Origin of the sequence: Pseudomonas sp. Ant30-3 (assembly GCF_000690905.1) — a bacterium.
In the GTDB taxonomy this organism is placed as follows: domain Bacteria; phylum Pseudomonadota; class Gammaproteobacteria; order Pseudomonadales; family Pseudomonadaceae; genus Aquipseudomonas.
Map to the genome: position 1 here is coordinate 1 of NZ_JMCL01000056.1, position 26757 is coordinate 26757.

The 26757-nt window shown below is 54.7% G+C and carries 17 protein-coding genes and 7 pseudogenes; 12 read left to right on the top strand and 12 right to left on the bottom strand.

Going from position 1 to position 26757, the window contains the following annotated elements:
- Positions 1–180 precede the first annotated feature (180 nt).
- On the bottom strand, positions 181–534 hold the full coding sequence (locus DU29_RS0113985; RefSeq protein ID WP_028622286.1) for a co-regulatory protein PtrA N-terminal domain-containing protein: 354 nt from the start codon (positions 532–534) through the stop codon (positions 181–183).
- 209 nt (positions 535–743) lie between these two features.
- On the opposite strand from DU29_RS0113985, the gene DU29_RS0113990 reads away from it, so the two are divergent.
- From DU29_RS0113990 to copD, 5 genes are all read left to right on the top strand, one after another.
- Complete coding sequence (locus DU29_RS0113990; protein WP_028622287.1) at positions 744–1433, top strand: heavy metal response regulator transcription factor; 690 nt, start codon at positions 744–746, stop codon at positions 1431–1433.
- On the top strand, positions 1430–2818 hold the full coding sequence (locus tag DU29_RS0113995) for a heavy metal sensor histidine kinase (RefSeq protein ID WP_028622288.1): 1389 nt from the start codon (positions 1430–1432) through the stop codon (positions 2816–2818). Before DU29_RS0113990 ends, DU29_RS0113995 begins: the two co-directional genes overlap by 4 nt.
- A 274-nt stretch (positions 2819–3092) precedes the next feature.
- Positions 3093–3946, top strand: a protein-coding gene (locus tag DU29_RS1000000131470; RefSeq protein ID WP_086005488.1) for an IS5 family transposase whose coding sequence is annotated in 2 segments (ribosomal slippage) — positions 3093–3434 and positions 3437–3946 — 852 coding nt in all. Because the reading frame shifts where the segments join, the coding sequence is not laid out codon by codon here.
- A gap of 152 nt (positions 3947–4098) precedes the next feature.
- Positions 4099–4482 (top strand): copper homeostasis periplasmic binding protein CopC, encoded by a 384-nt coding sequence (gene copC, locus DU29_RS0114010; RefSeq protein ID WP_028622289.1) that lies wholly within the window; start codon positions 4099–4101, stop codon positions 4480–4482.
- Positions 4483–4485: 3 nt separating this feature from the next.
- Positions 4486–5451, top strand: a complete 966-nt coding sequence (gene copD, locus DU29_RS0114015) for a copper homeostasis membrane protein CopD (RefSeq protein WP_028622290.1) — start codon at positions 4486–4488, stop codon at positions 5449–5451.
- 254 nt (positions 5452–5705) lie between these two features.
- Here the strand turns inward: copD and DU29_RS01000000129880 are convergent.
- Positions 5706–6714 (bottom strand): annotated as a pseudogene (locus DU29_RS01000000129880) (IS3 family transposase); the annotation flags it as partial.
- Between DU29_RS01000000129880 and DU29_RS1000000131475 the strand changes: the two are divergent.
- The 3 genes and pseudogenes from DU29_RS1000000131475 to DU29_RS1000000133270 form a co-directional block, all read left to right on the top strand.
- The gene (locus DU29_RS1000000131475; RefSeq protein ID WP_081832491.1) at positions 6714–6878 is read left to right on the top strand and encodes an MbcA/ParS/Xre antitoxin family protein; all 165 of its coding nucleotides are present in this window, start codon (positions 6714–6716) and stop codon (positions 6876–6878) included. The pseudogene DU29_RS01000000129880 and the gene DU29_RS1000000131475 overlap by 1 nt on opposite strands.
- A gap of 307 nt (positions 6879–7185) precedes the next feature.
- Positions 7186–7890 carry a methyl-accepting chemotaxis protein gene (locus DU29_RS01000000129890; RefSeq protein ID WP_442961307.1) on the top strand — a complete coding sequence of 235 codons (705 nt, stop codon included), beginning with the start codon at positions 7186–7188 and terminating at the stop codon, positions 7888–7890.
- A 253-nt stretch (positions 7891–8143) separates the two neighbouring features.
- Positions 8144–8260, top strand: a pseudogene (locus DU29_RS1000000133270) (lysis protein); the annotation flags it as partial.
- A gap of 682 nt (positions 8261–8942) precedes the next feature.
- Here DU29_RS1000000133270 and DU29_RS1000000131485 read toward each other — a convergent pair.
- The 5 genes and pseudogenes from DU29_RS1000000131485 to DU29_RS01000000129895 form a co-directional block, all read right to left on the bottom strand.
- Positions 8943–9134: pseudogene (locus tag DU29_RS1000000131485) on the bottom strand (transposase domain-containing protein); the annotation flags it as partial.
- 124 nt (positions 9135–9258) lie between these two features.
- Positions 9259–9468 carry a hypothetical protein gene (locus tag DU29_RS0114040; RefSeq protein WP_028622291.1) on the bottom strand — a complete coding sequence of 70 codons (210 nt, stop codon included), beginning with the start codon at positions 9466–9468 and terminating at the stop codon, positions 9259–9261.
- Between the two features lies 1 nt (position 9469).
- Positions 9470–9682, bottom strand: a pseudogene (locus DU29_RS1000000131490) (heavy metal-binding domain-containing protein); the annotation flags it as partial.
- A 396-nt stretch (positions 9683–10078) separates the two neighbouring features.
- On the bottom strand, positions 10079–10882 hold the full coding sequence (gene istB / locus DU29_RS0114050; protein WP_028622292.1) for an IS21-like element helper ATPase IstB: 804 nt from the start codon (positions 10880–10882) through the stop codon (positions 10079–10081).
- Positions 10875–11828 (bottom strand): annotated as a pseudogene (locus tag DU29_RS01000000129895) (Mu transposase domain-containing protein); the annotation flags it as partial. The gene istB and the pseudogene DU29_RS01000000129895, both read right to left, overlap by 8 nt.
- On the opposite strand from DU29_RS01000000129895, the pseudogene DU29_RS1000000132355 reads away from it, so the two are divergent.
- Positions 11820–11986: pseudogene (locus DU29_RS1000000132355) on the top strand (AcaB family transcriptional regulator); the annotation flags it as partial. The pseudogenes DU29_RS01000000129895 and DU29_RS1000000132355 overlap by 9 nt on opposite strands.
- Positions 11987–12265: 279 nt before the next feature.
- Here DU29_RS1000000132355 and DU29_RS1000000133275 read toward each other — a convergent pair.
- The 3 genes and pseudogenes from DU29_RS1000000133275 to DU29_RS0114065 all read right to left on the bottom strand — a co-directional run.
- Positions 12266–12478 (bottom strand): annotated as a pseudogene (locus DU29_RS1000000133275) (DNA polymerase V subunit UmuC); the annotation flags it as partial.
- Between the two features lie 40 nt (positions 12479–12518).
- Positions 12519–14075, bottom strand: coding sequence for a hypothetical protein (locus DU29_RS0114060; RefSeq protein WP_028622293.1), 1557 nt, complete (start codon positions 14073–14075; stop codon positions 12519–12521).
- Positions 14068–19026: an AAA domain-containing protein gene (locus DU29_RS0114065; RefSeq protein ID WP_028622294.1), complete on the bottom strand. Its 4959-nt coding sequence runs from the start codon at positions 19024–19026 to the stop codon at positions 14068–14070. Before DU29_RS0114065 ends, DU29_RS0114060 begins: the two co-directional genes overlap by 8 nt.
- 337 nt (positions 19027–19363) lie before the next feature.
- Here DU29_RS0114065 and DU29_RS0114070 point away from each other — a divergent pair, with 337 nt between their 5' ends.
- The gene (locus tag DU29_RS0114070; RefSeq protein ID WP_028622295.1) at positions 19364–19573 is read left to right on the top strand and encodes a hypothetical protein; all 210 of its coding nucleotides are present in this window, start codon (positions 19364–19366) and stop codon (positions 19571–19573) included.
- Positions 19574–19613: 40 nt separating this feature from the next.
- Here DU29_RS0114070 and DU29_RS0114075 read toward each other — a convergent pair whose 3' ends face one another.
- Complete coding sequence (locus tag DU29_RS0114075) at positions 19614–20813, bottom strand: UvrD-helicase domain-containing protein (protein WP_028622296.1); 1200 nt, start codon at positions 20811–20813, stop codon at positions 19614–19616.
- Positions 20806–22464, bottom strand: coding sequence for an ATP-dependent nuclease (locus DU29_RS0114080; RefSeq protein WP_028622297.1), 1659 nt, complete (start codon positions 22462–22464; stop codon positions 20806–20808). Before DU29_RS0114080 ends, DU29_RS0114075 begins: the two co-directional genes overlap by 8 nt.
- A gap of 387 nt (positions 22465–22851) precedes the next feature.
- Here DU29_RS0114080 and DU29_RS1000000132925 point away from each other — a divergent pair, with 387 nt between their 5' ends.
- Both DU29_RS1000000132925 and DU29_RS0114095 read left to right on the top strand, forming a co-directional pair.
- A complete protein-coding gene (locus DU29_RS1000000132925; RefSeq protein ID WP_028622298.1) occupies positions 22852–23223 on the top strand; it encodes a hypothetical protein in 372 nt (123 codons plus the stop codon).
- 318 nt (positions 23224–23541) lie between these two features.
- On the top strand, positions 23542–25566 hold the full coding sequence (locus DU29_RS0114095; RefSeq protein ID WP_028622299.1) for a DNA topoisomerase III: 2025 nt from the start codon (positions 23542–23544) through the stop codon (positions 25564–25566).
- The last annotated feature ends 1191 nt before the right edge of the window (positions 25567–26757 follow it).

The window sequence follows — 26757 nt, forward strand, 5'->3', positions numbered from 1 at the left end:
TTAGCTTTCATAGTGACCTCAAGGATGAGCGAGAAAAACACTCGCTATGCTAAAGAAACTGAACTGCCAGTTAACTGACCTGAACACTACATTTCTGTCAGTTTTTGAAATAAATCACGGCGTCGAAGCGACGCCGTTTGTAACCGGGATTAATTACGAAAAACCTTGAAAGGAGGATGTTTACTGATGGTTTTCTGAAAGCATTAGCTTGTGTTCGCGTTGCATTTGGATCAAAACGTCATCGACGATTTTGTCGTGCTTTTCCATCCAGGCGAGATGCTGTTGAGTTGTCATTGATGCGTCTGGATGATCGTTATGGAGCTCCTTCATAATCTCGCCAAGCATTTTCATGTGCTCTGCCATGTGCACATGGCGTTGGCCCGCAGGGGCTTTTTCGGCTTGAATCAGAACGGTTTCCGCTTTATTACGCATGCTTTCCATGCGCTCCATCACTCGGTCTCCGCCGCCCTCAGCCCATGCCGAGGCCGAGACGAATATTGAGCTCACAAAAAACAAAGTTTTGAGGTAGTTCATGGGGCTGCTCCTTAGTGGAAACATTGTCCGGCTCCTTTAAAATTTTCGTGCTGGAGAGTCGGATGAGCACTTGAAGGTGTTCATGTGGAAACCCTAGACAACGCTTGCTGACATCTACCTGAAGCCAGAATTACATTTCTGTCAGTTTCTGGTTGGATGGGCTAATTCGTTGCAAACTCAGCCCCCTCATCACTTTTAGAGCCACTCCAATGAGACTTCTGGTTGCTGAAGACGAACCGAAAATAGGTATCTACTTGCAACAGGGCCTTACTGAGGCTGGGTTCAACGTTGATCGTTTCACCAATGGTACGGAGGCCCTGCAACACGCCTTGAGCGAAGCGTATGACCTGCTGATTCTGGACGTCATGATGCCCGGTCTGGATGGGTGGGAAGTGCTTCAGAAGGTGCGTTCGGCAGGAAAAGATGTACCGGTGTTATTTCTGACTGCGCGAGACCGTGTTGAAGATCGCGTTAAGGGGCTTGAGCTCGGAGCGGATGATTACCTGATCAAGCCCTTCGCATTTTCTGAATTGCTGGCCCGCGTCAGAACACTACTGCGTCGCGGTAATGGCGCGCCCTCGCCAACCAGTATGAAACTGGCCGATCTAGAGGTGGACCTGCTCAAACGCAGGGCCATTCGGGGAGGTAAACGCATAGACCTGACGGCCAAGGAGTTTGCGCTGCTGGAACTTCTGCTCCGTCGCCGAGGCGAAGTGCTGCCGAAGTCGCTCATCGCCTCGCAAGTTTGGGACATGAATTTCGACAGCGATACCAACGTAATCGAGGTTGCGGTGCGCAGGCTCAGGGCGAAGATTGATGACGACTTTGAGGTCAAGCTGATCCACACCTCACGTGGTATGGGCTACATGCTTGATGCACCGGATCCGGAGTCAAAATGAACCGCCTATCCCTGACTACACGCATGAGCCTGATGTTCATGCTTGCGGTAACAGCTGTGCTCACTGTCGCCGGAGTCAGCTTTAACCACCTCAGCCGGCATCACTTCAAAATGCTGGATCAGCAGGCCCTGAACGAAAAGCTCCACTCAACACAGAGAATGTTGGGAGAGCTGAAAAGCATCGATCAATTCGGCGATTTTAAGCCTGAGCTGCAGGCGTTGCTCGGAGCTCACCGTGATCTGACTGCCCTAATTATAGATGGTGACGGTAGAATACTTTTCGCTGATCCAGGGCCAGTAAATGTTCCGGAGGAGTTCCGCACGACGACAAACAACAATGTCTGGGAATGGCAAGACCAAGAGCAGATGTTCCGTGGCTTGACGGCACCAGCGATAGTGACTGGTCAGGACAAACCGCTGACCGTCATCTTGATCTTTGATGTTACTCAGCATATGTCCTTCTTCGAGACGCTTCAGCGATGGTTCTGGATAGGGCTGGTGATCAGTGCGCTCGTCAGTGCAGGGCTGGGGTGGATGGTTGCACGTAGCGGCATGCGTCCTATCCGTCAGGTCACCATGGTCGCGGCCTCGATGTCCGCCAAATCACTCAAAGAACGCATCCCTTTAGCACCGGTTCCAAAAGAGCTTCAACAGATGGTGTCGTCATTCAACGCGATGCTGTCCAGGCTGGATGATGCTTTTGTCCGGCTATCAAATTTCTCAGCAGACATTGCTCACGAACTGCGTACTCCGGTCAGTAATCTGATGACCCATACCGAAGTGGTGCTCTCTAGAAAAAGGGATATCGAGGACTACGAAGACAATCTGTATTCGAATCTGGATGACTTGAAGCGTATGTCGCGGATGATTGATGACATGCTCTTTCTGGCTAAATCTGACAACGGTCTGATCACGCATGAGAACAAACCGATAGACCTATTGGAGGTCGTGGAGAAGCTGCTCGAGTACTACCGTCTGCTAGCCGATGAGCGTGGTATCAACCTTACGGTTTCAGGAAGAGGAAGTGTCTGGGGCGACGTTTTGATGTTGCACAGAGCCATCTCGAATCTGCTTTCTAATGCGCTGCGGTACACCCCGGAGGGGAAGACCATCAATGTCGATATCCAACAAAAAGGGATGTCGACATTGGTAGTCGTGGAAAACCCTGGAGAAACCATTGCGTCCGAACACCTTGAAAAGCTTTTCGATCGATTTTATCGCGTGGATCCGGCGCGGCGCGAAGGGAGCCCCAGCAACGCTGGACTGGGGCTCTCGATTACGCGATCGATCATAGAAGCCCACGAAGGCAAGATCTGGTGTACCTCAGCCAATCGAAAAACAGCCTTCCATATGGAGCTCCCTAGTGCCGGACTGAAACGTGCCTAACCTTTTTCAGACGCTGCATCGGAGCAAAGGTAGCGGCCTTTGCTCCTAGGAGGATTGACCAACAGGTTTCAGAGAGGAAGCCAAGATAACGAACATCGTGAAAGTAAAAGCCACGATGACGACCCTCAATCTGGACCAGAGAGCACGCGCAAAGCTTACTGAAATGTAATCGAACAGTCGGCAGTCATGTGGCATCGTGTCCTAGGCTCTGTACGTAAACCCAAGAAATACGATTTTCTGTAAAATACACCGCCATTAAAGCCAGGAGGCCAAGATGGCAAAGCGGTATGAACTCCCCGACGCAGCCTGGGATCTGGTTGCAGATATCTTCACCAAAAATCAGCGCACCGGGCGCCCTCGGGCCGATGATCGCCTGATGCTAAACGGTATTCTCTGGGTGCTTTGCTCTGGCGCAGCCTGGCGAGACATGCCCGAACGATTCGGCCCTTGGTCAACGATCTATCAACGGTTCCGGGGATGGCGTGATTGCGGAGCTTTTGATCAGATGCTCAAGCGTCTTCATATCCGATTGAATGAGCAGGGTTTGATTGACTTGGAAACATGGATGATCGACTCCACTGCCGTACGAGCAACCCGGGCCTCATCAGGTGCCGGGAAAAAAGGGGATTTGAAGAACCGCAAGACCACGCGCTCGGGCGCAGCCGGGGTGGCCTGACGACCAAGATTCACATGCTGTGCGACGCCAATGGTGTGCCTCTGCGTTTCCTGTTGTCAGGCGGACAAGCCAGCGATATAGCCTATGCCCAACCGCTACTCGATCAGGCTTGCATACCCAGCCTGCGCGGTCGCCCACGCAAGCGTTGCCGCTGGTTGCTGGCTGACAAGGGTTACGACGCTGAAGCGCTGCGCCAGTATTGTGATCGTTATCGCATGCAGCCAGTCATTCCGTTGCGAAGCATGAAGCGCAAAACCAAGCCAGGATTGCCTCGACTTTTTGATCGCCCCAAATATCGGCAGCGCAACATCATCGAACGCATGTTTGGCTGGCTGAAGGAGAACCGTCGCATCGTGACGCGCTTCGACAAGCTCGCAACAAGTTTTGCGGCGATGGTCTCATTGGCCTGCGCTATGCGGTGCTTGCGACAATACTTTACGTACAGAGCCTAGCTCTATAACGCGGTCATTCTGATCTGCTACCTCGGTTCAGTACGCGGCATACGCTTGGTATTCGCTTGTGGTTTTAACCGGAATTGAGAAGTAAAAACTAGATCTCCCCCACCCAACCTCGAACCAACAGCTCAAGCTGTGAGGAGTCTTGCATGTCACTCTTTAAAACTACCACCGTAGCTGTTGCGCTTACCGCTGGTTTGCTCTTGAGCGCGATTGCTCAAGCACATCCAAAGCTAGTTTCTTCCACTCCTTCGGAAGGCTCGACCTCCGCAGCGCCTGCCAAGATCGAGCTGCACTTCTCGGAGAACCTCACGACTCAGTTCTCAGGAGCAAAACTGATCATGACCGACATGCCTGGCATGCCGAACTCTCCAATGGGCGTTAAGGCTGGTGTCGCAGGCGGCGACGATCCGAAAATGATGGTTATCACGCCTGCCGCTCCGTTAACCACGGGTACTTATAAGGTCGAATGGCGGGCGGTCTCTTCTGACACTCATCCCATCACAGGCAACTTCTCTTTTAAAGTGAAATGATCCATGAGCGACTCAATCAACATAGCCCTTCGCCTCGCTCTTTATTTAGACCTGATGCTGCTGTTTGGATTAGCAATTTTTGGCTTGTATAGCCTTAGGGGAAAAGAGCGGGTATCCGGCACGGTCTTGAACTTTGAGTCGCTCCTTTTCGGTACAGTAGTTATTGGTGTGCTTATGTCCCTTGCCGCTATGCTGTTACTTGCGAAAGCAATGAGCGGTGTCTCAGAACTCACTGAGCTTCATCGCCATATTTTTGAGATGGTTATCACTGGTACCGACGTCGGGCTCACTTGGATGGTCCGAATAGCAGCCCTTGTGCTGGCAGGTATTGCCGTCACACTTAACAAACGCTTTCCCACCCTCAGCCTATGGGCGGTTACAGTCCTTGGTGCTATTGCTCTCGCTACCCTAGCGTGGACAGGGCATGGCGCGATGGACGAAGGCAATCGTCGTTATATACATTTCACTAGCGATATATTTCACCTTTTGGCCGCCGGTGGCTGGATGGGGGCTCTGGCCGCATTCGCTTTACTGCTGCGCACGAAGATTCTAAATGGCGAACAAGAGGTACGAATTCTCTCCCGAGTTCTTACCGGGTTTGAATCAGCGGGTGCATTGATCGTAGTGAGTCTAGGTATTACGGGCATAGTAAATTATCTTTTCATTGTAGGTCCAACATTGGACGGGATAACGTTTACTACTTATGGCGTGCTACTTTGTTTGAAAATTTTACTATTTGCAGCGATGATTGTATTAGCTACGCTGAACCGTTTTCACTTGAGCCCACTTTTAGAACGATCGATCCAGAGCGGAGAATACACTGGCGTCGTTAATGTTTTGCGGCGCAGTATGGCCATAGAGTTCTCGGTAGCAATAATCATAGTGGGTCTAGTCGCTTGGCTAGGAACCTTGAGCCCGGAGATTGATATGAGCTCGGAGATGGATATGAGCTCGGTCCAAAATCAATAAACCACACGATGTCTACAGCTATCTGAAGCGCCTACGGCCCAAATGCGAATGGCGCCTCTCCCTCATCAGATTTTCAATCTATGGCAACCTGGAATTAGTCGCGGCGGCGTAAATCCTTTGTTGTAAAGGGGCAGCTCCTCCGGGTTGGTGTTTGCTTCTCACCTCAGCCCCCATGAATTACAATAACTCTACCTGGGTGCTAGACGAACAAAATCGGTAAACCCCCAATTTTTAATACTCGCCAGAAATAGAGGTCAGGCCACTAGGGCCAACTTTTGTTTAGGGGTGATGCCTCTGAGGGCCATATTCGGGCGCTCGTGGTTGTATGTCCAGATCCATTTCGTACCGTAGTCCTGAACTTCAGCTATCGACTCAAACAGGTAATGTCCCAGCCAGTCATAACGTACCGTGCGGTTGTAGCGCTCGACGTAGGCATTCTGCTGCGGGTTGCCCGGTTGAAATATTCCAGTCGGATGCCCCGTTTCTCGGCCCACCCAGCGAGCTTGGCGCTGATAAATTCTGGACCGTTATCGCTGCGGATCGCCAGCGGCTTTCCACGCCATTCTATGACCTGATCCAGCGCACGCACCACACGTTCAGCCGGTAGCGACAAATCAATTTCCACACTCAGGGCTTCACGGTTGAAGTCGTCAATCAGATTGAAAACCCGAACGCTGCGCCCATCCGATAATTGATCGTACATGAAGTCCATCGACCAGCACTGGTTGGTGGCCTCAGAAACGGCCAGCGGTTCGGGCTTCTCGCGCACGATGCGCTTACGCGGCTTGATTCGCAGGTTCAGTTACAGTTCGCGGTAAGTCCGGTACACCCGCTTGTGGTTCCAGCGATAGCCCTTCACGTTGCGCAGGTACAGAAAGTACAAGCCAAACCCCCAGTTACGCTGGTTATGCGTGAGTCGGATCAGGTGATCGGCGATCTCGGCGTTTTCAGGCGACAAGCACGGTTGATAGCGATAGCACGTGATGCTGACCCCGAAGGCGAGGCACGTCAGCTTGATACTGCACCGACCTGAACGAACCGCTTCCTGCGCCATCTCTCGTCGCCGCGATGGCTTCACCGCTTTTTTGCCATGGTTTCCTGGATGATTTCGGCTTTGAGGCGCTCTTCGGCGTACATTTTTTTGAAGCGCCGGTTTTCGTCTTCCAGTTCGCGCAACCGAGCCATCAGCGATGCGTCCATGCCGCCGAACTTGGTGCGCCACTTGTAGAGCGTGGCCGAGCTGATGCCGTGCTCGCGGCACAGTGGCCGAGGTAATCTTCGGGGACGCGGGGAAGGCCAAACACTGGCTTTTCAAACCCAAATCCCGTTTTTCGGGCAAAAGTCCAACTGCGATGCTCTCTACAACCCACGGCACACATCTGGTCAAAGAAATACTGATTCAGGTAGCTGGGGGCATGTCATTTTGATTCCAACCGCAGTTAAGTAGAACCATCACAAGCGGGTACGCGACAACTACCTTGAAAAACGCCGAATCTCGACTTTAAAAAGGCTCCCGCGGGTGGTGTCAAACTATGTTGTTATAGACTCATCCCGTCTTTCGAATATCGTCATGGATTGTGTCAATCTATGTTGTCAACATGGCATCCCGGCAGGTTCCGTAAATGACTGATTTTATTGACTTTCGTGTGTCAAACTATGATGTTTGGCGCCACCAGTGCTGGCGTGAACAGCCAAAAAGTCGAAACCGATCAAGTTGCTACTGCCATGAACGAAATGACCTCCACCGTGCAAGAGGTAGCACGCAATGCTGAAGAGGCCTCTGACGCCGCCGCTGCCGCAGATCAGCAGGCCCGCGAAGGTGACAAAGTTGTTGGCGCGGCTGTGGCTCAAATCGAACGCCTTGCTATCGAAGTCGGCAACTCCACCGTGGCTATGAGTAATCTCAGAGAGGGAAGCAACAAAATCGGCGGTGTGCTCGATGTTATTAAGGCGGTCGCACAACAAACCAACCTGCTCGCTCTCAACGCCGCCATTGAGGCAGCGCGAGCTGGTGAAGCTGGAAGAGGTTTTGCGGTGGTTGCCGATGAAGTTCGTAGCCTGGCACAGCGTACCCAGCAATCCACCGAAGAAATTGAAAGGCTGATCGCCAGCTTGCAAAGCGGCACTCAAGAAGTATCCGACGTTATGGAAAGCAGTCGTATATTGACTGATAGCAGTGTTGAGTTAACTCGTCGCGCCGGACCATCTCTGGAAAGTATCACCCGCACGGTGTCTACAATCCAGTTGATGAATCAGCAGATTGCCTCAGCCGCTGAACAGCAGAGCGCAGTGGCTGAAGAGATCAACCGTAGCGTGCTGAACGTGCGTGATATCTCTGAACAAACCGCTGGTGCTAGTGATGAGACAGCCGCCTCAAGTATTGAGTTGGCACGCCTAGGTCATGAACTTGACGGTTTGGTTAAGCGCTTTCGCCTATAGGCTGGTCTAAAAGCTATCCTGGAGAGGTTAAGGCTGACGATGGCGAGCAACGCATTACCCGGTGACTACACGGGAGCGTTTCACAAATTGGTTAGCGCTTTACGCAATACTCAGTAGGTTGTTCGGCAATTGAATAGGTTTCCAATCAAAACACCTGCTTCCGATGGAAACAAAAATGGTAACCAGCGTCTGGCAAAAATAACTGTTGATAACAGGTGAGTCGCTATCTGGTCTGCTGTATTGCCGTACCCAGCGGACCAGACTTGACCCAGCGCATGCTCAACAAATTATCGGAATCACCGACGCCAGCGATCAAGGACTGATCGCGTTACGGGCTTGCCAAGCGTGCGTCAGGGCCGTGATGCGCTAAGCTGATCTTGAAGGTCAAACCATGAACAAGGAATGGCGATGGATCAGCATTTTATTAACATGGGTATGATACTGATCATTTCCTGGGTCTTAACCATGTCGCTGATCATTTACGTGCTCGCCAAGTAGAAAAGCAAAGCCCCGGAGGTTCGCGGCTCCAGGGCTTCTATTTTCGCCTCCATCCCTTAATGTTTGGCGAACGTGGTCAGGAGATTACCAGCGGTCTTCGGATATTTCACTACGACTATAGGTGATTGTGTTCGGTCAGCGGGGTCTCGGGGAGAAAGTGCGGAATTCGCACGCCCTTTCAACCATCTTCTTTTCCATCCGCCGATGGCATCGTGAAATGCGATCTCATGCCCCAACTACCCGTTACCCCATATCCCACCGCTGGTGGAAACCCAGCGACTCGTCGCGCAGTCGTCGATGGCTCTCTAGCTTCCCCTCACTGGGAGAGTTGTCCGTCCCCAGCCGAGACTGGAGACTTCCGGCAATGGCAGGAGTTAGCTTCCTCAAATCGAGGGCGTTGGCCAGTTCGCAATGCGGGGCGAGGTTTTGTCATTTGAAATGTCGAAACCACTCGCTCAATCCTATCCACTGGCGGGCCGACACCTAACTTCTGAGGCTTCAGATTGCCCCTCTGTTTTATGGTGGTATGCGACCGGGCAACACGTCTTGCGTGATTAAACCAACTGCCACTTATGCGGAAGCAACTGCTCGATTTCACTCGCCCGCTGCGTCGGCAGGCGCGTGAGGACATCCTTTAGATAGGCGTACGGGTCATGACCATTCAGCCGCGCGGACTGGATCAAACTCATGATCGCCGCTGCCCGTTTTCCGCTGCGTAGCGACCCGGCGAAGAGCCAGTTCTTGCGTTTATGCCAAGCTTGGCATAAACGCAATTATCCGCAGTCGGAAATTATGTCGGGTATCCGGCAGTGGTGGCGGCGCGCCTGGCTGCCCAATAGAACAGCTGCCGGATCGCCGCCAGCCGTTGTTTCACCGAGGGGGCCGCCAGCGTTTGCGTCTGCAGCTCAAATGCAAAGGGCCCACCGCAGCCAGGCTAGGCACACCGACTGTATTGCACCAGGTCAGGAACTCCTGCACCGCGCGGGCATAGGCGCGCCGGGTGTTGGGGTTGCGGATCGTCGCCGTAAAAAACTCGAAAAAGCGCACGCCGGCGCGCTCACCCGCTTGGCTGTCAGTCATCCGCGTATTGCGGTACCAGCTGCATGTCCATAAAGGGCGATTTGCCTGGTTTATCGAACTTCTGCTGCGGGACCATCGGGTCATACCAATACAGCACCTTGCGTTCGTCTTGTGCCTTAGGGCTCTGCTCGGCGAGCGCATCTGGCATTGTGTACATGCGTTGCTGAGCGATCCAGCACCCATAAACTGAGACTACCGTACCAAGTAGTGTCAACGCCTTGAATAAAAATGATATGTATTTACTTTCAAAAGATAATCGTTACCATTAGTGCCATTATTCATACAAAAGGTGTCCATAGTGGCTCTATCGCGCATTTACCCAGCCTCTCTATCGTTGCTGGGCGTTCTGGTCGTACCTAATCTACAGGCAGAAACGGAGTCTGCTCTAACCCTACCGGCAACCGCTGTAAACAGTGAGTACAGCGAGCAGAGCTATATGTCTGTTGGCGCTGATTGAAAACTGACCCACCCTGCCGATTGAAAATTGACCCAGGGCGGATTGCTGACTTTTGTCCCAGCAATTGTGGATAAGCTTAGCAGTAGTGTCCTGGTTGAAGACGCATCGGGCCCCACCGCATGCAGGCATGCGGCAGGGTGTTTATGGTGCAGATCAAAACGGTTCATCGTCCTCGATACCCTCTTCATCCTTGCGCTTTCGTTCACGCGACTTGATCTTTGTCTGGGCGGCCAAGGTGCTGTGTTGCAGACGGTAGGACTCGTTGCCCGTTTCGACGATGTGGCAGTGGTGTGTCAGCCGATCTAGTAACGCAGTGGTCATCTTGGCGTCGCCAAACACACTCGACCATTCCGAGAAGCTGAGGTTGGTGGTGATGACCACGCTGGTGTGTTCGTACAGTTTTGAAAGCAGGTGAAATAACAGCGCGCCACCACTCTGGCTGAAGGGCAAATACCCAAGTTCATCAAGTATCACCAGGTCTGTTCGAATCAGTCCTTGGGCAATTCGGCCTGCCTTGCCATCGTACTTTTCACGCTCCAGCAGATTGACGAGATCCACCGTGGAGTAGAAGCGCACGCGTTTGTTATGCGTCGTGATCCCGGACACGGCCAAGGCGGTGGCCAGGTGTGTTTTGCCTGTTCCAGGCCCGCCGATGAACACCACATTCTGTGCGGTATCTGTGAACTCCAGGTTGGATAAAACCCTGACCAAGTGGGCGTCTGCGCTGGAAGCGCTGAAGTCGAAGCCTGCCAAATCACGATGCATGGGGAGTTTGGCCATGTTCATCTGGTGGTTCACTGAGCGCACCGCTCGATCCGCATGTTCTTGTTGGAGCAGATGCTCAAGCAGCCATTTCGAGGAGGTCGTTGAGGATTCTCCTTGCGAAGCCAGTTCTTCCCAGGCGCTGGCCATGCCATGCAGACGCAGTTCTTTGAGTTCCGCCATAAGATCACGCATTGCGGCTCTCCTCATCTGTTGTACGGAGTTGGTCATATCGGGCCGTGTTGGCAACGGGAGCCACCTTGAGTTGCAGGCTGGTTTCTACGGAAGGTGGCGGTGCAGTAGCGGTGAGTCGGGCGAGAACATTTAAGATGTGATCGGCGCTCAGACTTCCCGACTCAAGCACCAGTTCTACCGCTACCAGCACCGGGTCGAGACCGGCGATGGGCACGGCAGCCAGCACCTGCGTCATGATTCGATCACCGTTGCTGTGACGTCTCAGACCCCGTTTGAGAAGCAGCAACGGCTTTGGCAGATCGGCAAACGGCGCGCCATTGCGCAGCGCTCCGGGTTTGCGCTCGATCAGCGGGATGTAGTGTTGCCAGTCAAAGCTGACCTGATCTCGATCAAAGAGGCGCTCGTGACTGGCAATCATCGTTTCATCGGCGATGACTACAATCCGGGAAGGATACAGACGGCTGCTGACCCATTGGCCTACCCGCTCACAAGGCACCGAGTAGCGATTTCGCGCCACGCTGATCAAACAGGTGCTGGAGACGCGCACGGTGCGTTCGACGTAGCCGTCAAAGGTGGTGGGCATCGGCATCATTTCCACCCGTTCCAGCTCCAGGACTTCTGCCACCGTCAGTCCGTTGTACTGCGGGTGCAGCAGTTCGCCCCAGAGTGCACGACAGCGCTGGCCGAGCCAGGCATTAAGCTCTTCGAAGGTGTGAAACATGCAGTCTTGAGCGTCGAGCCAGATGCGTCGCCGGCTGTCTTGGACGTTCTTTTCAACGATGCCCTTTTCCCAGCCAGAGGCTACGTTGCAGAAATCCGGATCGAACAGGTAGTGCGCGCACATCACGGAAAACCGCGCATTGACCGTGCGACCCTTGCCTTTATTGACCTTGTCGACAGCCGTTTTCATGTTGTCGTAGATGCCGCGACGCGGCACGCCACCTATCTGCTCGCCGACTACGACGACCTGGCCCGGCGTCTGATCCTGGCGCACCACACCGCCCTGATCGACCGCACCCACTTGCCACGGATGTGTTGTTCGACGGTGAACACGCCGGGCGTGTAACAGCGTCGGCGCCCCAAACTGATGATTTCGCGGCTCAATGGCTGGCCTGCTGGTTTCCCCTGCCAACGCTTCGCCATACACCTCACGGGGCATGACGCATGACTCGGGGTCGAGGTGTTTCGCCATAACTTTTCTCGTAGGGACTTTCACCCTTCATCAACTGCCGGCTTGGCTGGCGCACTAAGCGTTCCATAAACCCCACCCGCCTCAAGGTGGGTGGCGCACTCAGCTAGGCGATGTCGGCGATCATTTCCACGACAACAAGGCTTCGTAATCCTCAACCGAGGATGCCGTTGGCAGGCGTAGACCTGTACAACAGGCTGCGAATGCGCGAGCAGGACATCTGTGAATTTCCCAGGCTGGCGCAGATCTATCTGCAGCACTTTCGCTTTGCTGTACTTGAATCCGCGCCGAAAGAGACGATTCACCACCGCTATCGCAGCCTTGGTCATCAACCGCACGTCGTTAGTGGGATACGGCAACTCGACCAAAGCGCCGCGGGCATACCACGCCTCCTCCGGGTTGGACATACAAACCGATACAAATGCCCAAGTAGTCAGTTTTAGCTTACTAGAGCTTTCTAGGCTGCTTCTTAATTGTTAGCTTCACTTGGCTAGACATAGGAAGGCCAAGTCCATTGGACTGAATTAGCTCCAGCCGATCCTTTTCCATGTAATTGGCGATGTCTCGCTCAGAATCCTCACTCCACACCACATGGCCTTCCCCTCTCCTGAACAGCCGGGAATTGAGGAAGCTGTCAATGTGGGCAACACGCTGCGGATCACAGGTGATGTAACCAATCGGGACGGTCGCCGCGCTCTCGTCACTGGGCTGAAAGTGGTACTGCACCACGGCCAACTGTCCAGGAATCAGGAAGATCTCGAATCGATCCTGAAGATCCGATCCTTCGAAGGCAATCCCGTTAGGTATCCGATTGTGATACATGCTGCGCATCTGGCCGAACTCCCTTTTTTCATCAAACGGGAGGATAGCGGTAATTCGGCCTTTGACGTGAGGCGCTTCACTGAGCTTCTCGGCGGTCTTGCGGCAGAAGTCGCTGAGCAATGTTCCGTTGGCAGCCCATAGCGGTACGGAGCTCGACAGCCACAATGCCGAGTGAATCTTACCCTCTGGCCAGTCCCTAGAGAGGTCTTCGAGCATCCGCCCCAAGGTGATCCGGTTGTTGTTGTCGTAAACCGGCCCGATCATGGCCCTGGTGTCCTGGCTGCCGTAGCCAGTCCTGCGTTCCTTGTGATCGATCAGCCACGTGTTGATATCCAGACCTCGATCATCCAGATAGCGTGTCAACACGTCATCGCCGAACTCCTCGCAATAGGCTTGGGGAGTCATGCCGCCCTTGGGCATGCGCAGGCTGTTGAGATAGTCGGAAATCTTGGCTTCAAGCTCCATGCTCAAGGGGCGCTGGCGAGTGCCGCCAACTTTCTCGGCAACGCGCTTGATGACTTCGACATTACCGGCCTGGGTTGGCAGCAGACCGATTTCCAAATCCACCTGAATGTTCACCGGAGCAGCCTGATCGCAGGTACCAACCTTGTAGAGCCTGGTTTTCCGAGCCTCTGACTCAGGCAGCTTGGAGAAATCCAGAAAAGCGCGGTACTGGTCGCCGAAGGCATCCGCCACAGCCTGAACCGACCAGGCTTTATTTTCCGCCGGCACCGGAATTTGAGGCAGTCCCCAGCGAGTGCGATTGTTCTGGCTGGCCGGCATGATGGTCTTGGTCAGCAACTCAAAGATCGGGCGCTCGATTCGTTCTTCATACTTGGTGAGACTCGGGCTGGCCGATGTGCTTCCCTTGGTGCGATCTGTGAGCGTCGCTGAAGGCGTCAGGTGCCCGTCATTGGTGTAGACGGCCAGCTTGTTTCGAATGAGCGTCTCGATCAACACCTCGCATTCGCGCTTGGATAGGCCGAAATACTCACGGATCTCGCCAGGCAGCACTTCGTGCAGGGCCAGCAGCAGACGACAAGTGAACTCCTCCACCGCAGGCAAAGAGACTTCCTTCGTCCATGAGCAGCTTATCTGGTACTGGTACGCTGGCAACAGCAGGGAGATTGTGTTGCAGATGCGAAAGCCCGAGGCATCGACGGCTTGGTATTCTTCACTCATGGCGCTGACCCTCGATCACAGTGGTGCCATCTACGATTTCATAATCATCAGGTGACTTGGCATGTTGTTCGGTCACGTAACTGACCACACTTCCCAGCGCAGATGGTGCATTCACCCCGCTCCACATTTTCTTGGAACCGATGATGACTAAGCGATCTTTGGCTCGGGACAAGGCCACGTTGATTCGCGATTGGTCGACAAGAAAACCTTGAAGTCCTTTGTCATTGTTCCTCACTAAGCTAAGAATTAATAACGTGTTTTCGCTTCCTTGGTACGAGTCAACCGTGTCGATTCTGACTGCATCTCGAAGCGGTGCCGCCCACTCCGCCCGGCTCAATTCTTCCTCGATCAAGCGCTTCTGACCACGGTACATGGTGATCACCCCGATGGGTTGCGGATTCATCGGCGTGCGCTTGGCATTGAGCTTTTCCATGTGTTCAGGCCGTGCGAGCTGGCGCAGCAAGTGCAAGCAAACGGCAACCTCATGCTTGTTGACGAATTTACCCTTCTGGGGCTCATCCTCATTGACCGCGCGTTCTCCTGAACCACTGTCGATCCAGCTGACAGGTTTATTGAGCGGATACGGAAGTTCATCGCACCACGAATCCGCTTTCTTGCGGTAGCTGTGCAGCTCGTTGTTGTAGAAGCAGTGGCTGACAATCTTTCCAATGGGGTCGATCATGCGGTACTGGGTGTCGAGGGCAATGCCATTGTTCACCGTAAAGGCGCGCTCGAAGTCGGTCTTGACCACTTCACGCTCATCGATCTGCAGATTCCTGGCCACCGCGCGCACGTGTTTTTTCTCGTACATGGGGGCCAGCTGCTTGTGGTCGCCCACCAGCAAAACGCGGCGCCCGCACTGCATGGCAATCATGAGCTCCGAGGCTTGGGCGCGGCCTGCCTCGTCGACGATGACCCAGTCGAACTCCATCTCTTCGATGTGCAAGGCACCCGCTCCAATGCCCACCAGGGTGCCGCACACCAGCTGGGAGGTCTTGACCAGAAACTTGTCGTAGTTGGCCGCTCCCGAGCCCAAAACATCGATCCAGTCCTGGCTGATGCTGATCAGGTTGTTCAGGCGCTGCAGGGCCAGCTGATTGGTCACACCGTGCTGGCGCGCCACCTGGTTGGACAGCTCGCTCCAGAACTCCGGCGCGGTGGGCGATGGCAGGGTGAACTCATAGCCCCGGCTGTCCATGTGATGCTGCAGTGACTCGACACAGCTTTTTATCTTGTTGTCATAGTCCATCACCTTTTCGATGCGGGTTTCTTCGCTGATTTGGCGCTTGGAAGCGATATCGTCCCTCTGCTTGGTGTAGGTGCGCATACGATCGAGAAGCGGACTGATGCTGCGGTGCAGCTTGGCCAGTTCCTCGACCAGATCTTGGCTGAGCATGAGCCGGGAAGACAGGGCATTGATCCGCTTTTCGTACTCACGTTGAAACTTGAAGCGGATCTGGCGCTGAATCGAGCTGGAATGGCACTGGAGCATCTGATCGTCAATGGCCGACTCGTGGCCCAGACGAATGACGCTGACGTCTGTACCGAGCTCTGAGCACAGTTCGCGGGCCTTGAGCGCGACCGTGTCCACCGAGGCATGTGATTGCCCCACCAGCAGGATGTTACCCGCCAGCTCATTTTCAAACAGGTAGTGGATCAGCTTGGTGACGAAGGCGGTTTTTCCCGTGCCAGGCGGCCCCTGCAATACACCGATCGGCCCTTCGGAGATGACCCGCTGGAAGGCGATGACTTGGCGTGGATTGAGTTGCTCCTTATCCGAGTCATAGCGCCCTCGGATTGCCGCTTCATCCGGGATCTTGCCAGTCACCTTCGACTGCAGGGCCCCGGCTTGATCGAAGTAGACAGGGAGGTGAGCAATTCGGGAAACTCCGTTGAGCACGCGCTCCATGGCTTTCTTGCGGCGCTCGCGAGAGGCGTTGTTGAGTTTGGACTCAAAAATAAGCTCCGTGCCCGGCGTCAGCTTCTGTTTGACGCTGCGAATGCCGGCAGAAAACATGCGCACAGCCATTCGTGTTGAACTGCACTCTTCGGCCACCACCTCACCAAACGGACGGTTCTCGCCCTCCAGGAAGATGCCGATGTCACCGGCATCTTCGTTGAAGTCCAGATCCTGGCCATTTTGCGGCACGTAGGGAATGAGTAGTGCGCCACTAGCGCTCTCTTCGAAGGTGGCATTCTCGATTTCGACGCGCATCAGCTGGTCGCCTTCGGTTTCCAGCATTGCCTTCCAGATAGCCGACGGCCCGATGCTCTGATCGGCGAACTCATCACTTTCTTCACCGCCCTCCTCTTCGCCTGACACCGACTCGGGTTTCTTCAGGAAGCTCTGCACGGGCTCTTGGCTCAGCAGAAAGCGTACGAACGCCTCATCGGTAGCCTTGGTTGATATGCCTTTTTGAACGGTGATGGGTTGGATGAAGGTAGCCTGAGCTTTGTGCCCTGCCGAAATATAATCGCTGAACGACACATCGGAGAGCCAAGGCGAAGACAGCGTCTGGTGCACGGGATCAAAATTGAATGCCAGACGCTTGTCCAGCGCGGTCAGCCTAATGTACAGCTGCTCTGGATTGCGGTCAGCGCGCTCGACCTGCAGGTAATACGCGGACTCTCTGCCCTGAAGCAATGTCTCTTCTGTGGGCCACCGGAAGACGTCAGCGACAAATTTCAGCGCAGGTAATTCAGGTGCCTTAGGCTTTCGAAGAGCTTCGAGCTCTGCCTTGAGGCTCTCATTCAGCGGATCGATGGCAACGGGAATCCCGTTCGGCTGCTCTTTAGCCAAAGCTAACTCGGTGACCAGAGATGTAGGGGCTTCAGCTCCCAGGAGCTCGCCTACGATCTTGTAGAGCGCATAGCAGTCGCGACCAAAGCTGTCGGTGCTGGCCGGGTTTGCCGGGCCGTATTCGACATTGTAGGGATCAGAGGTGTCGCCAAAATCGAGTGCGTCAATGAACATCAGCGAAAGAGGGTCGCCCTCATCGCTTGGACGAACCAGAATGTTTCCTGGGTGCAGATCCCCGTGCGCAAAATCCCGGCCATGCACGTTGATCAGCAGATTGCAGAGTGCCGAAGCGGCCTCCAGCTTTTGCTCAAGGTTGTCCAGGGTCGTAACAAATTCAGGCCAGCCGGTGCCCTGCTCGAAGCGCGTGACGACAAACAGTCCGTTGCCGCCTGCAAACATGCCATGGGTCAGCAGCGCTGGCAGTGGCAATTCGTCCTCAAGGGACTGCTCGATGCGCTTTCTCATGCGCAGGATGCGGCGGTTGGTGCCAGGATTCTTCAGGTCGACCACGGCCTTCGGCCAGAACTTGAATAGTGCCTCTTCAGAGTCGAACACACACCGATAGACCATTTTCTCTGCAGTGCCGATAGGAACGATCCCTGGCGCTGGCGGGAAGTAGCTCATCAGCATGTAGGGGTTCCAATCGACCTTGACGAAATCGCCCTTGGCAATCTCCTGCATGACCTCCTGGGTGTCGTCATATTGCAGCGGTTTGCCGATCGCCAGGGTGTTAAATTCAGCGAGCATTTCAGAAGCATTGGCAAAGCGGTTCTTCTGCTCTAGATCCATTGCCTTGGCAAAGAATCCGTCCAGCTTGCCATCGAAGGGATCACTGGCCACCGAGCGCCATACGCAAATGCCTTCTTCCAGGACAAACTTGGCGCCGTGAAAACAAATCTTGTGGGCGACCAGGGCCAGCAGGTAGACGTCTTTGGCAAACGGGCTGAGTACATCACCCTGTGAGGCATAAACATCTTCGGGCAGGAGAGTCGTGTTGCTTTTTAGGCGTTCGGCCAGATCCTTGACCGTGCCTTTGTCAGGGACGAAGGCGGCGTGGAAACTGGAGGCCAAGACGATGCGCGAATCCTGGGAGTACCAAAGGTTCTGAGTGTCGATGTCCCGGTGCGCAAAACCCATGCTGTGCATTTCGGCAAAGGGCGCCAATAGAGCCTTGGTCAGGTCAAGACGATCGTCAACCGACCATTTGTGGCCATGCAGATTCAGGTGCTGCTCAAGGCGCAGGGTGTTCTTGCGAATCTCGAACAGTTCGACGCAGTCGCTGGTGATGTTGTCCTCAACCATCGGGGACAAAGGCCTGAGAAGAAAATCTTCTAGCGGGCTGTTCGCAGCGCTGGCGGTGCGAAAGACAAAGTCTTCTCGCGTCACCACACGGCGCCAAGTCTCGTCATCGTGAAATGCCAACCCCAAAGCTGCCAGATCCCAGCGACGCATCATGGCCTTGCCGACAGGAGGGCCGGCGTTTGTGGCGGGATACTCACTGAACAGATGCTGATCATGCACGCGGTCTGGGGCATGAGCAGCGGTGTATTCCAGGTATTGGAATTCAGCAAGTTCTACACGGTTACCCCGAAAGAAGCTGTCGAAAATGGGCTGGGCTTTGTTGGGTCTTGGCCTGCCCATTTCGTCGAACTTGATCATTCTCACTTGCTGAACAAAGCTCTCGTAGCCGTTGCCCGCGATCTTCAGAAAGTCTTCAAGGGTGTGAACATACTTGCGCTCCCCTTCAGGCAAGTGCTCAGGCGTCGCGCTGCCACAGAGCACCACGTGCGCTTCGACGTAGGGGTCGTAGGACAGTTTGTGTCCTATTTCTTTTTTGAGAATGGCCGCCAGACGATACCCCTGGTCTCGCTTGCGGTGATAGGCACTTTTGCCCCTGTTCTGCTCGCCACGCTGGGTGGTGATGATCCAGTTGCCATCGTAGTTGGTCAGCTTGCCGTGCCATTCCTTGAGTTCGACCACGAGCACGCGGTCATGCGTCACGACAATGAGGTCGAACTCCATCGAACCCTGCTTATCAGCGACCAATACCGATGCGTAACCGAACCAGCTTTCACGCAGATGCTTTTGCATCTGATCCAGAGCGTTTGTCTCGCTCTTGTGCAACCCATTGCCCCGAACGACGATTTGCATAATGGCTTCCCTACTGCCGACCTGCGGCCCTTGTAGCGGCGCCTGGGGCAATAGTGCCTCCTTGGCAACCAGCTCGTGTCAGCCACAGCTTCTGCTGGCTTTTGAAAAAAACTGTCAGTGCTGGCTTCAGACATCGGCAAGCACCGTAGGCTTGCCCAATCAAGATTGATGTGGATCGTATAGGAAAACGAAACATACAGCTGCTCAAGTATCAGCCCAGCAATTAAATATTCGTTCGTGTGACTCTCATGGCTGCCAAATCAGCGTTGAACTCCTCCGACGTAACCTCTCCACTATCGCCTGCTGCTACGCTGACCTCTTCCACGGAGGAATCACAATGTCGAATGCAGACCTACTCCCTTCCCTACTCTTCAAGATCAATCAGAACCAGCTGGCCCTCGAAGCCGCGATCATGGAGCTTACCCTCTGGGTCGAGCAGCGCGGCTCAGGTGAGGTTGAAGACAATGTGCGCGGTGCGCTGGCAACGATCAGCAAGAACGAAGAGTTCATCAACATGACGTTAGCGGTGCTCATGACGCCTGAGTGAGTAGGTCTTCCGACTTTGCATGAGCACGATCGCAGCCTCACTACTCAATTTTGATCGCTACGGGCTGTGCCGGCGCTTGCCATACGGGAAAAGGCAGCCCTTTAAGCTTTTTATCTTCCACAACGAAAGCCAAGCTGTAACGTGCACGAGTGATCGCAACATAGAGCTTGTTCCGAGACTCCTCCGTTTTGTCCGTGTCGAATGCCTTCGTATCTCCTCGAACAAATTTAAGATGTTTGTCCGGTGGAATGACGAGCACTCGATCAAAACCGAGCCCTTTGCTCGAACCAAACGTGTAGCACTTCAAGTCGGCGGGCAAATATGCAGTACCAGTTGTAGATGACCAACGAAGTACCTGCGGCTGGAAGGTAGCTAGGTAATCGGCGACTTGAGACTGCTTAACGATAAACGTGCCATGATGATGCGACACCTCATCTGGCACCTTCCTTACATTGGATACAGTTTTGTTATACAGCCCCGGGTGAATGGTGTCTGAAAGGTCACAGATTTGCTGGATGCACCTGCGATTCGTGGGCATCGAATGCTTCTCAAACTTCAGCTTTACTACAAAATAATCGATCTTTTGCTGAGGCTTCAACGGTGCCTTCTGGCCAAAGGTAGTGCTGTAAATTGTCTGCCTAAAATCGCCAACGCAACAAATCGAATCGGGCATTACGTTGCTGAGCGATTTAATTGCCTCGTAGTCCCAACCAACCAAATCTTGCACTTCGTCGAAGAAAATTCGCTCGTAAATGTCCTTGAGACGCTTGGCTGGTGCATCCTTGGATCGCTTGGCTACAAGCGCAGCAAGTTTCGCGAGATATCCCGAGTAGGCCATGGTGTTGCAGGCCGTTAGGTAGTGGAATGGGTTGACTGACCCGTCCGCCAATTCTTCCGCCCTATCCTTAATGTAAACAGGCCGTCCTTTTACGAAGACACCTGGTAGGTGATGGGGGTTATGCTCAGTGAAAAAATGCCTTGCGATTCGATTGGGGAATACTGCGCTCTGGTACGGCCGCACCATATCCTCCAAATAGAACGAGAACAGCCCCTTGACGACAAAGTGTTCACTACTCGCACCGTGAAGCTCAACAAAGCGGGAACGCAACTCTGCCTGGTTGTTGGTGGTGTAGGTAACGACAAGTACCCGCCCGCCGGCCTCGATGACCTTGATCGCATCAGTGATGATCTTCTGAGTTTTCCCAGAGCCGGCACCAGCGATCCATAGTTCATTAGGCAAAATCGAGTACCTCGTCCAGAAACGCTGGATATCTGAAGTCCAATTTTCCATCGAACAATCGAATCGCCGAATCTACCTTCCGCGTCCCTTTCCCATTGCCCTTGACGCTTCTGAACCATTCAATAAGGAAATCCCTTCGCTCCTCCAAGGTGACAACCTCGTCATACAGATTGAATGTCTGAGGTGACAGCACTTCCTTTGCAAATGCATCCAGGCTGGCGATGCTGATAGCATTTGCGTAAATCATCGCGGGCTCTAGCGAGAATTCCTCGTTGACTTCAGAGGAAAACAATTTGATGTTCACGAAGCCTGCATAAAATGCCCGAGCGGGTACCACATGCTTTTGAAAATCGCCGTCGTTATCCCTGAGCACATGAATGCGGGTACCGATCTCCTTACCCACCTCGATGAAGGTTTTGAACCCAACACCGCGCACCACGATGATATCGATCCCATCCTTTTCGGGAAGCCAACCATATTTTCGTAGATAGATCTTTTTGAGCACCAGTTCGTCCGATGGCCCCTCAACGAGGATCACCTTCTCGGATAGCGCCACCCGCAGCGTGTCATACCCTGGGAGACGCTTGAGCGTCTTCACGACCTCAGAGTCAAGCTTGTGAAGCCTTTTGTAACCGGACTGCACAAGGCAAATTTTGTCGATGCTCAGCTTGTTCAGAACATACGAGCTATGAGTGGTCAGAAAAAGCTGCTTATCCCCACGCTGAGTTTCGATGTAGTGCACTAGTTTGTTCAGATTACCGTGGGAGAGGTGGTTTTCCGGCTCTTCCATCATTACCAGATCAATGTCATGAGATTTGTTCTGGATGGCCAACTTGATCTGCACATTGCTCTGCTCACCCTTGCCGATAAAATGGAACGGAACATCGTCCACCTCAAGCTGTAGCCCAGTCTGAATGGAGCCAGCCGGCAACGTGCTAGCCGCGATGGTGAGCTTGCTATCCGTGATGAGATGTTCGGCGTCGAGATTCGCGTTCACCGCCATGACCTCTCCAGAGTGATTGAACACCTGAAGGTTTTCACGGTAATTGAGCGTCAGCTTGACCAACTCTTCCTTGGCCAACGCTGTGTTAAGGATGCTGGAGATGTACTGATTCTTTCCCAGGGTGGGGTGAATGCGTGTGGGATCGATGTACAGCGCCTTGAATTTTTTGGCGATCGGCTTTATCGGATTCCAGCCGAAATCGAGCCACTCTACTTTGTAGAACTCAACAGGAACGCTGGTAAAAGTCGGCTTCATCAGCCTGCGGCTTTCGTACACAGCCTCGAGCGCTGGGTCGAAGCAGGCTTGCACTAAAACACCCTGGGCATCGGCTTTGAGGCTGTTGTTCGATCCCCTGTATTCAGGAACGCCATCGATATACGCCTCAATAATCAGACTGGGCAGATACTTAGAGCTCAAATCGGTGGCGAGAAACTGATCAACAGCCTTTTGATGGAACAGATCGGGGCTAAATTCGCCGTTGAACGTGCGACCACGATGGCTGTAATTGAGAACGATCTCTAGCGCCTCAAGGATCGTGCTCTTACCGGCATTGTTGTCGCCGACAAAGATGTTCACATCGTCGTTGAACTCAAGATGTTCGTCGCGGAATTTTTTGAAATTGATCAGTTTGATTGATTTAACGTGCACTCTAAACCCCTCTAAAAATCGTTCCCTGATGGCTCATCGCCAAAGCAATCGAACGGTACCGCGCAGGGTGCCAGCTGTCCATGTTACGTTGGCAGGCTGAGTGATCAGATAGGCCCAAGACTATAGTCGCTTGCCAAGTCTTGCTGACTGTAGTGGTCTAATGCGTCGCTATCCAGAAGGATGAACCTACCGACACCACTCTAGAGCGAGCACGTGCAGAGCTTGACTCATTCAAAGCAGGCGGAGGAGAGGAGCTTGTCCGGAGTCAATTTGCTGGCAAAGAACTGAAAAAGCGGCCTTCGGGTAAGCCCGGCAATACCGAGAATGCCAATGCTGTGAGAGAACGTAAGGCTTTAGAATTGAGTCAGGCGGAGGTGGCGCGGAGGCTTGATTGGCAAGCTCGCCACGCTATTCAATGTACAGATTGAAGAGGTCCATCCTGACGCACTGTGCTACTTGCTGCGCGAGGATCTGAGCGATGAAGAGCTTCATGCCCGGTGGACTGCAAAGCCCTGGGAGGCTGACGACCTGGAACACTCAGGCTATGACGAATTTGAAGACAGCGACCTCAAATACGCCGACCAGCCCGATGATTCTCAAGGAGCTTCTCGTGATGGCCCGACAGCGCACTTCTCCGAAGACCTGCAGGCACTGATCCGTCCCGGCGAGACGGCATGGACGCTTGAGCGCAATGCGGCCGCTGCCGGCTTCTTTTGGGTTGATGACTATCTGAAGTGGCGTGAAGAACCCGATGCCTGATCCGAGGGCGGCTGTAGCAGTCTATGGTCGCCTTCAATGCGCCAGAGCCTGTCGGCCTGAAAAGCACCGGCCTCTATCAAACACCTCTATACCCAGGGTATAGCGCCATAGACGTCCACTGAACTCCCCGCGCGCGCCCGAAACGAAGCACCTTCTCTGGCGATCTCCTAAACGACCCTGGACTCAACTGTCGCAACCTTAATCCCCCGCTCAAAAAGCCGGTCATTATCGAGTCCACCTTGTTTGCTGTCTCTCGCGGTCTCCCCGGACATGCTGGTGCTCATTCGATAAACACCACGCCAACTCCGGGGAGGCTACATGCGCGTGTATCTGTGCGAGAAGCCTTCGCAAGGCAAAGACATTGCCCGCGTGCTGGGTGCGAAACAGCGCGGAACTGGCTGCTACAACGGACCAGGAGTTGTCGTGACCTGGTGCATCGGCCACCTGATCGAAGCCGCACCACCGGAAGCCTACGGCGAACAGTACAAACGCTGGTCGATCGAACAGCTCCCCATTCTTCCCGAGCGCTGGCGCAGCGAGGTCAAGGCCTCCACTGCCGCGCAATTCAAGGTCGTCAAACAGTTGCTCGGCCAGGCCAGCGAGCTGGTGATTGCCACCGATGCCGATCGCGAAGGCGAGATGATCGCTCGCGAGATTATCGAGCTATGCGGCTACCGTGGTCCCATTCAACGGCTGTGGCTGTCGGCACTGAATGACGCCTCCATTCGCAAGGCACTGGGCGCGCTCAAGCCTTCGAATGAGACCCTGCCGCTGTATTACTCGGCACTCGCCCGCTCTCGCGCCGATTGGTTGATCGGCATGAACCTCAGCCGATTGTTCACGGTGCTCGGCCGCCAAGCCGGCTACCAGGGCGTCCTCTCAGTCGGTCGTGTGCAGACGCCCACGCTGCGTCTTGTGGTGGATCGCGACCGCGAGATCGCCCGGTTCGTATCTGTTCCGTTTTGGTCCGTCGAAGTGCAGCTATCGCACGCCGGCAATTCTTTCACCGCGAACTGGATGCCGCCCGATGCCACCACAGACACTGCAGGTCGGTGCCTGGACCAACGAACCTCCCAGCAGGCAGCAAGCCAGATCGACGGCGCTCGCGAGGCTCAGGTGCTGTCGGTGGAAACCGAGCGGGTCCGCGAAGTCGCGCCTCTCCCGTTCGACCTCGGCACGCTGCAGGAAATCTGCTCGCGCCAGTTTGGTCTCGACGTGCAAGAAACACTGGACATCGCGCAATCGCTGTACGAGACGCACAAGGCGACCACATATCCCCGCTCGGATTCCGGCTACCTGCCGGAGAGCATGCTGGCCGAAGTGCCGACGGTACTCAACGCCATCCTCTCCACTGATCCCAGCCTGCGCCCCTTGATCGACCAACTTGACTGCACCCAGCGTTCACGGGCCTGGAACGACGGAAAAGTCACTGCTCACCATGGCATCATTCCCACGCTGGAACCAACCAACCTTTCTGCCATGTCGGAGAAGGAGCGGGCCGTTTATGGGCTCATCCGTTCGCATTACCTGGCGCAGTTTCTACCTCACCATGAATTCGACAGAACAGTCGCCACCTTGTCAGCCGGCGACCAGACACTGCAGGCGACGGGTAAGCAGGTTGCCGTCCTGGGATGGCACCGGGCGCTAATCAACAGCGGGCCGGGTACACCCGACGGTGCGGACGACGAGTCCGCCCAACGCAGCCAGATCCTGCCGCCGCTATCCGAGGGTACACATTGCCAAGTCGGCTCTGTCGATCTGAAAGCGCTGAAAACACTGCCGCCCAAGCCGTTCACGCAGGGTGAGTTGATCAAAGCCATGAAGGGTGTCGCCAAACTGGTGACAGACCCACGCCTGAAACAGAAACTGAAAGAAACCACGGGCATCGGCACCGAGGCCACCCGAGCAAATATTATCAATGGCTTGTTGAGCCGAAGCTACCTGATCAAAAAAGGTCGATCCGTCCGCGCCTCCGACGCAGCTTTCACCCTGATCGACGCTGTGCCGGCTGCGATTGCCGATCCCGGCACCACGGCGATCTGGGAACAGGCGCTGGACCTGATCGAGGCGGGGCAACTGACGCTGGACACCTTCATCGAGAAGCAATCGGTCTGGGTCGCGCAACTGGTGCAACAGTACCGTGACATCACCTTGTCCATCCAGATTCCCGAAGGTCCGGCTTGCCCATTGTGTGGTGCAGCGACGCGGCAGCGCACCGGCAAGACTGGCTCCTTCTGGTCTTGCACCCGTTATCCCGACTGCAAAGGCACAGTAGCGATCGAATCGTCCGGTAGTAAACGAGCCGCCCCGCGCAAACGGCGGACCGCCCCCAGGGCTTCCTGAAGCCTGCCAGACACGTCCTGCCCCAGCCGCGTTCTCCAGCGGTTGTCAGGCATGGCCCCGCGACCCGCGGGGCGTCCCAAGCATGTCCCCGCCTTCTGCAATGGCATGTCCCTCTCCTGCGACTCGCGTCGCCGAGAGGATTGAAGGTGCTTTCCTGACCGGCCAGATAACACGGCCTGCTGATCGGCACTCTCTACGTCCGGCCCGAAGGGTCTCCTGGCGCCTTGTGCGCGAGATGCCAGGAGACCCTTCGGGGACGACGGTGCTCGCCTCCGGTGCCCGCCGGTGAAATAACGGGCTCCTTTTGTGCGCGGATGTGCGCCGAAAGATATCGACCCCAGCCACGAAACGGGTCGGGTGCGATCTGCTCCAGCGACAGGCGTTGACGACGGCCAGAGTCCCTGCGACAACCACAGGTGGTTTCCCTGTCCCCCGCTGGAGGCGTACTGCCTCCAGCGCCTTGTTCCTTTCCGCATCTTGAACGCCGTCTGCCTGCGGGCTGTCCAGAACCGGGTGACTTCGCCACAACCAGAACAGAAGATGGACACATGCACCTTCAACCCCTTCGGTACGGCAGCGTGTGCCGCCGCATCAAAATCATAAACTTGGCCGCCGAACAGGGAGAGTGGCATGTCGCCATAAATTAGGCGTCAGCACCGGTAATGATGACAAAAGCCCCATACCGGTGCCGAACTACGAAACCCTATTTCTGCTACTACGGGAATATCCCGGCACAGCGGACAGGTACCAATGACGGGGGCGCCGGCTAATGCCCAAGGAGTGCCGCCGCCTTTAAGGCATACCGGACGACTACACCCTGGTGCCGTATCGCGTGCACCTCGCTGCAAAGCCATTGGCAACTCAATGGCCGTGCCTTGCGGCCTAGCTCGGACGACACCTGCAACAGGTCTTGCAATAACAGGGGCGCGCAAAAAGCCTATTGTCGGCAGACGCCATGAACCCGCTTTGCCATTCTGCCACCATCTGTTGCTAACTCCGGTCAGCACCATGCCAGCAGCCACGGTCCCAGGCTGCGACGTGGAGGTTCCACGTAGACCGATCCAGTCCGCTTCGCATCGTTTTACGCGGACGTGCGCCACACCTAGCGCCGATGCTCTTCATTCCCGCGCAATCCCGCGTTTCTTCATTCGACGCATGGCACTGCCCCGTTCAGAACTGCCGTCGTGTCGG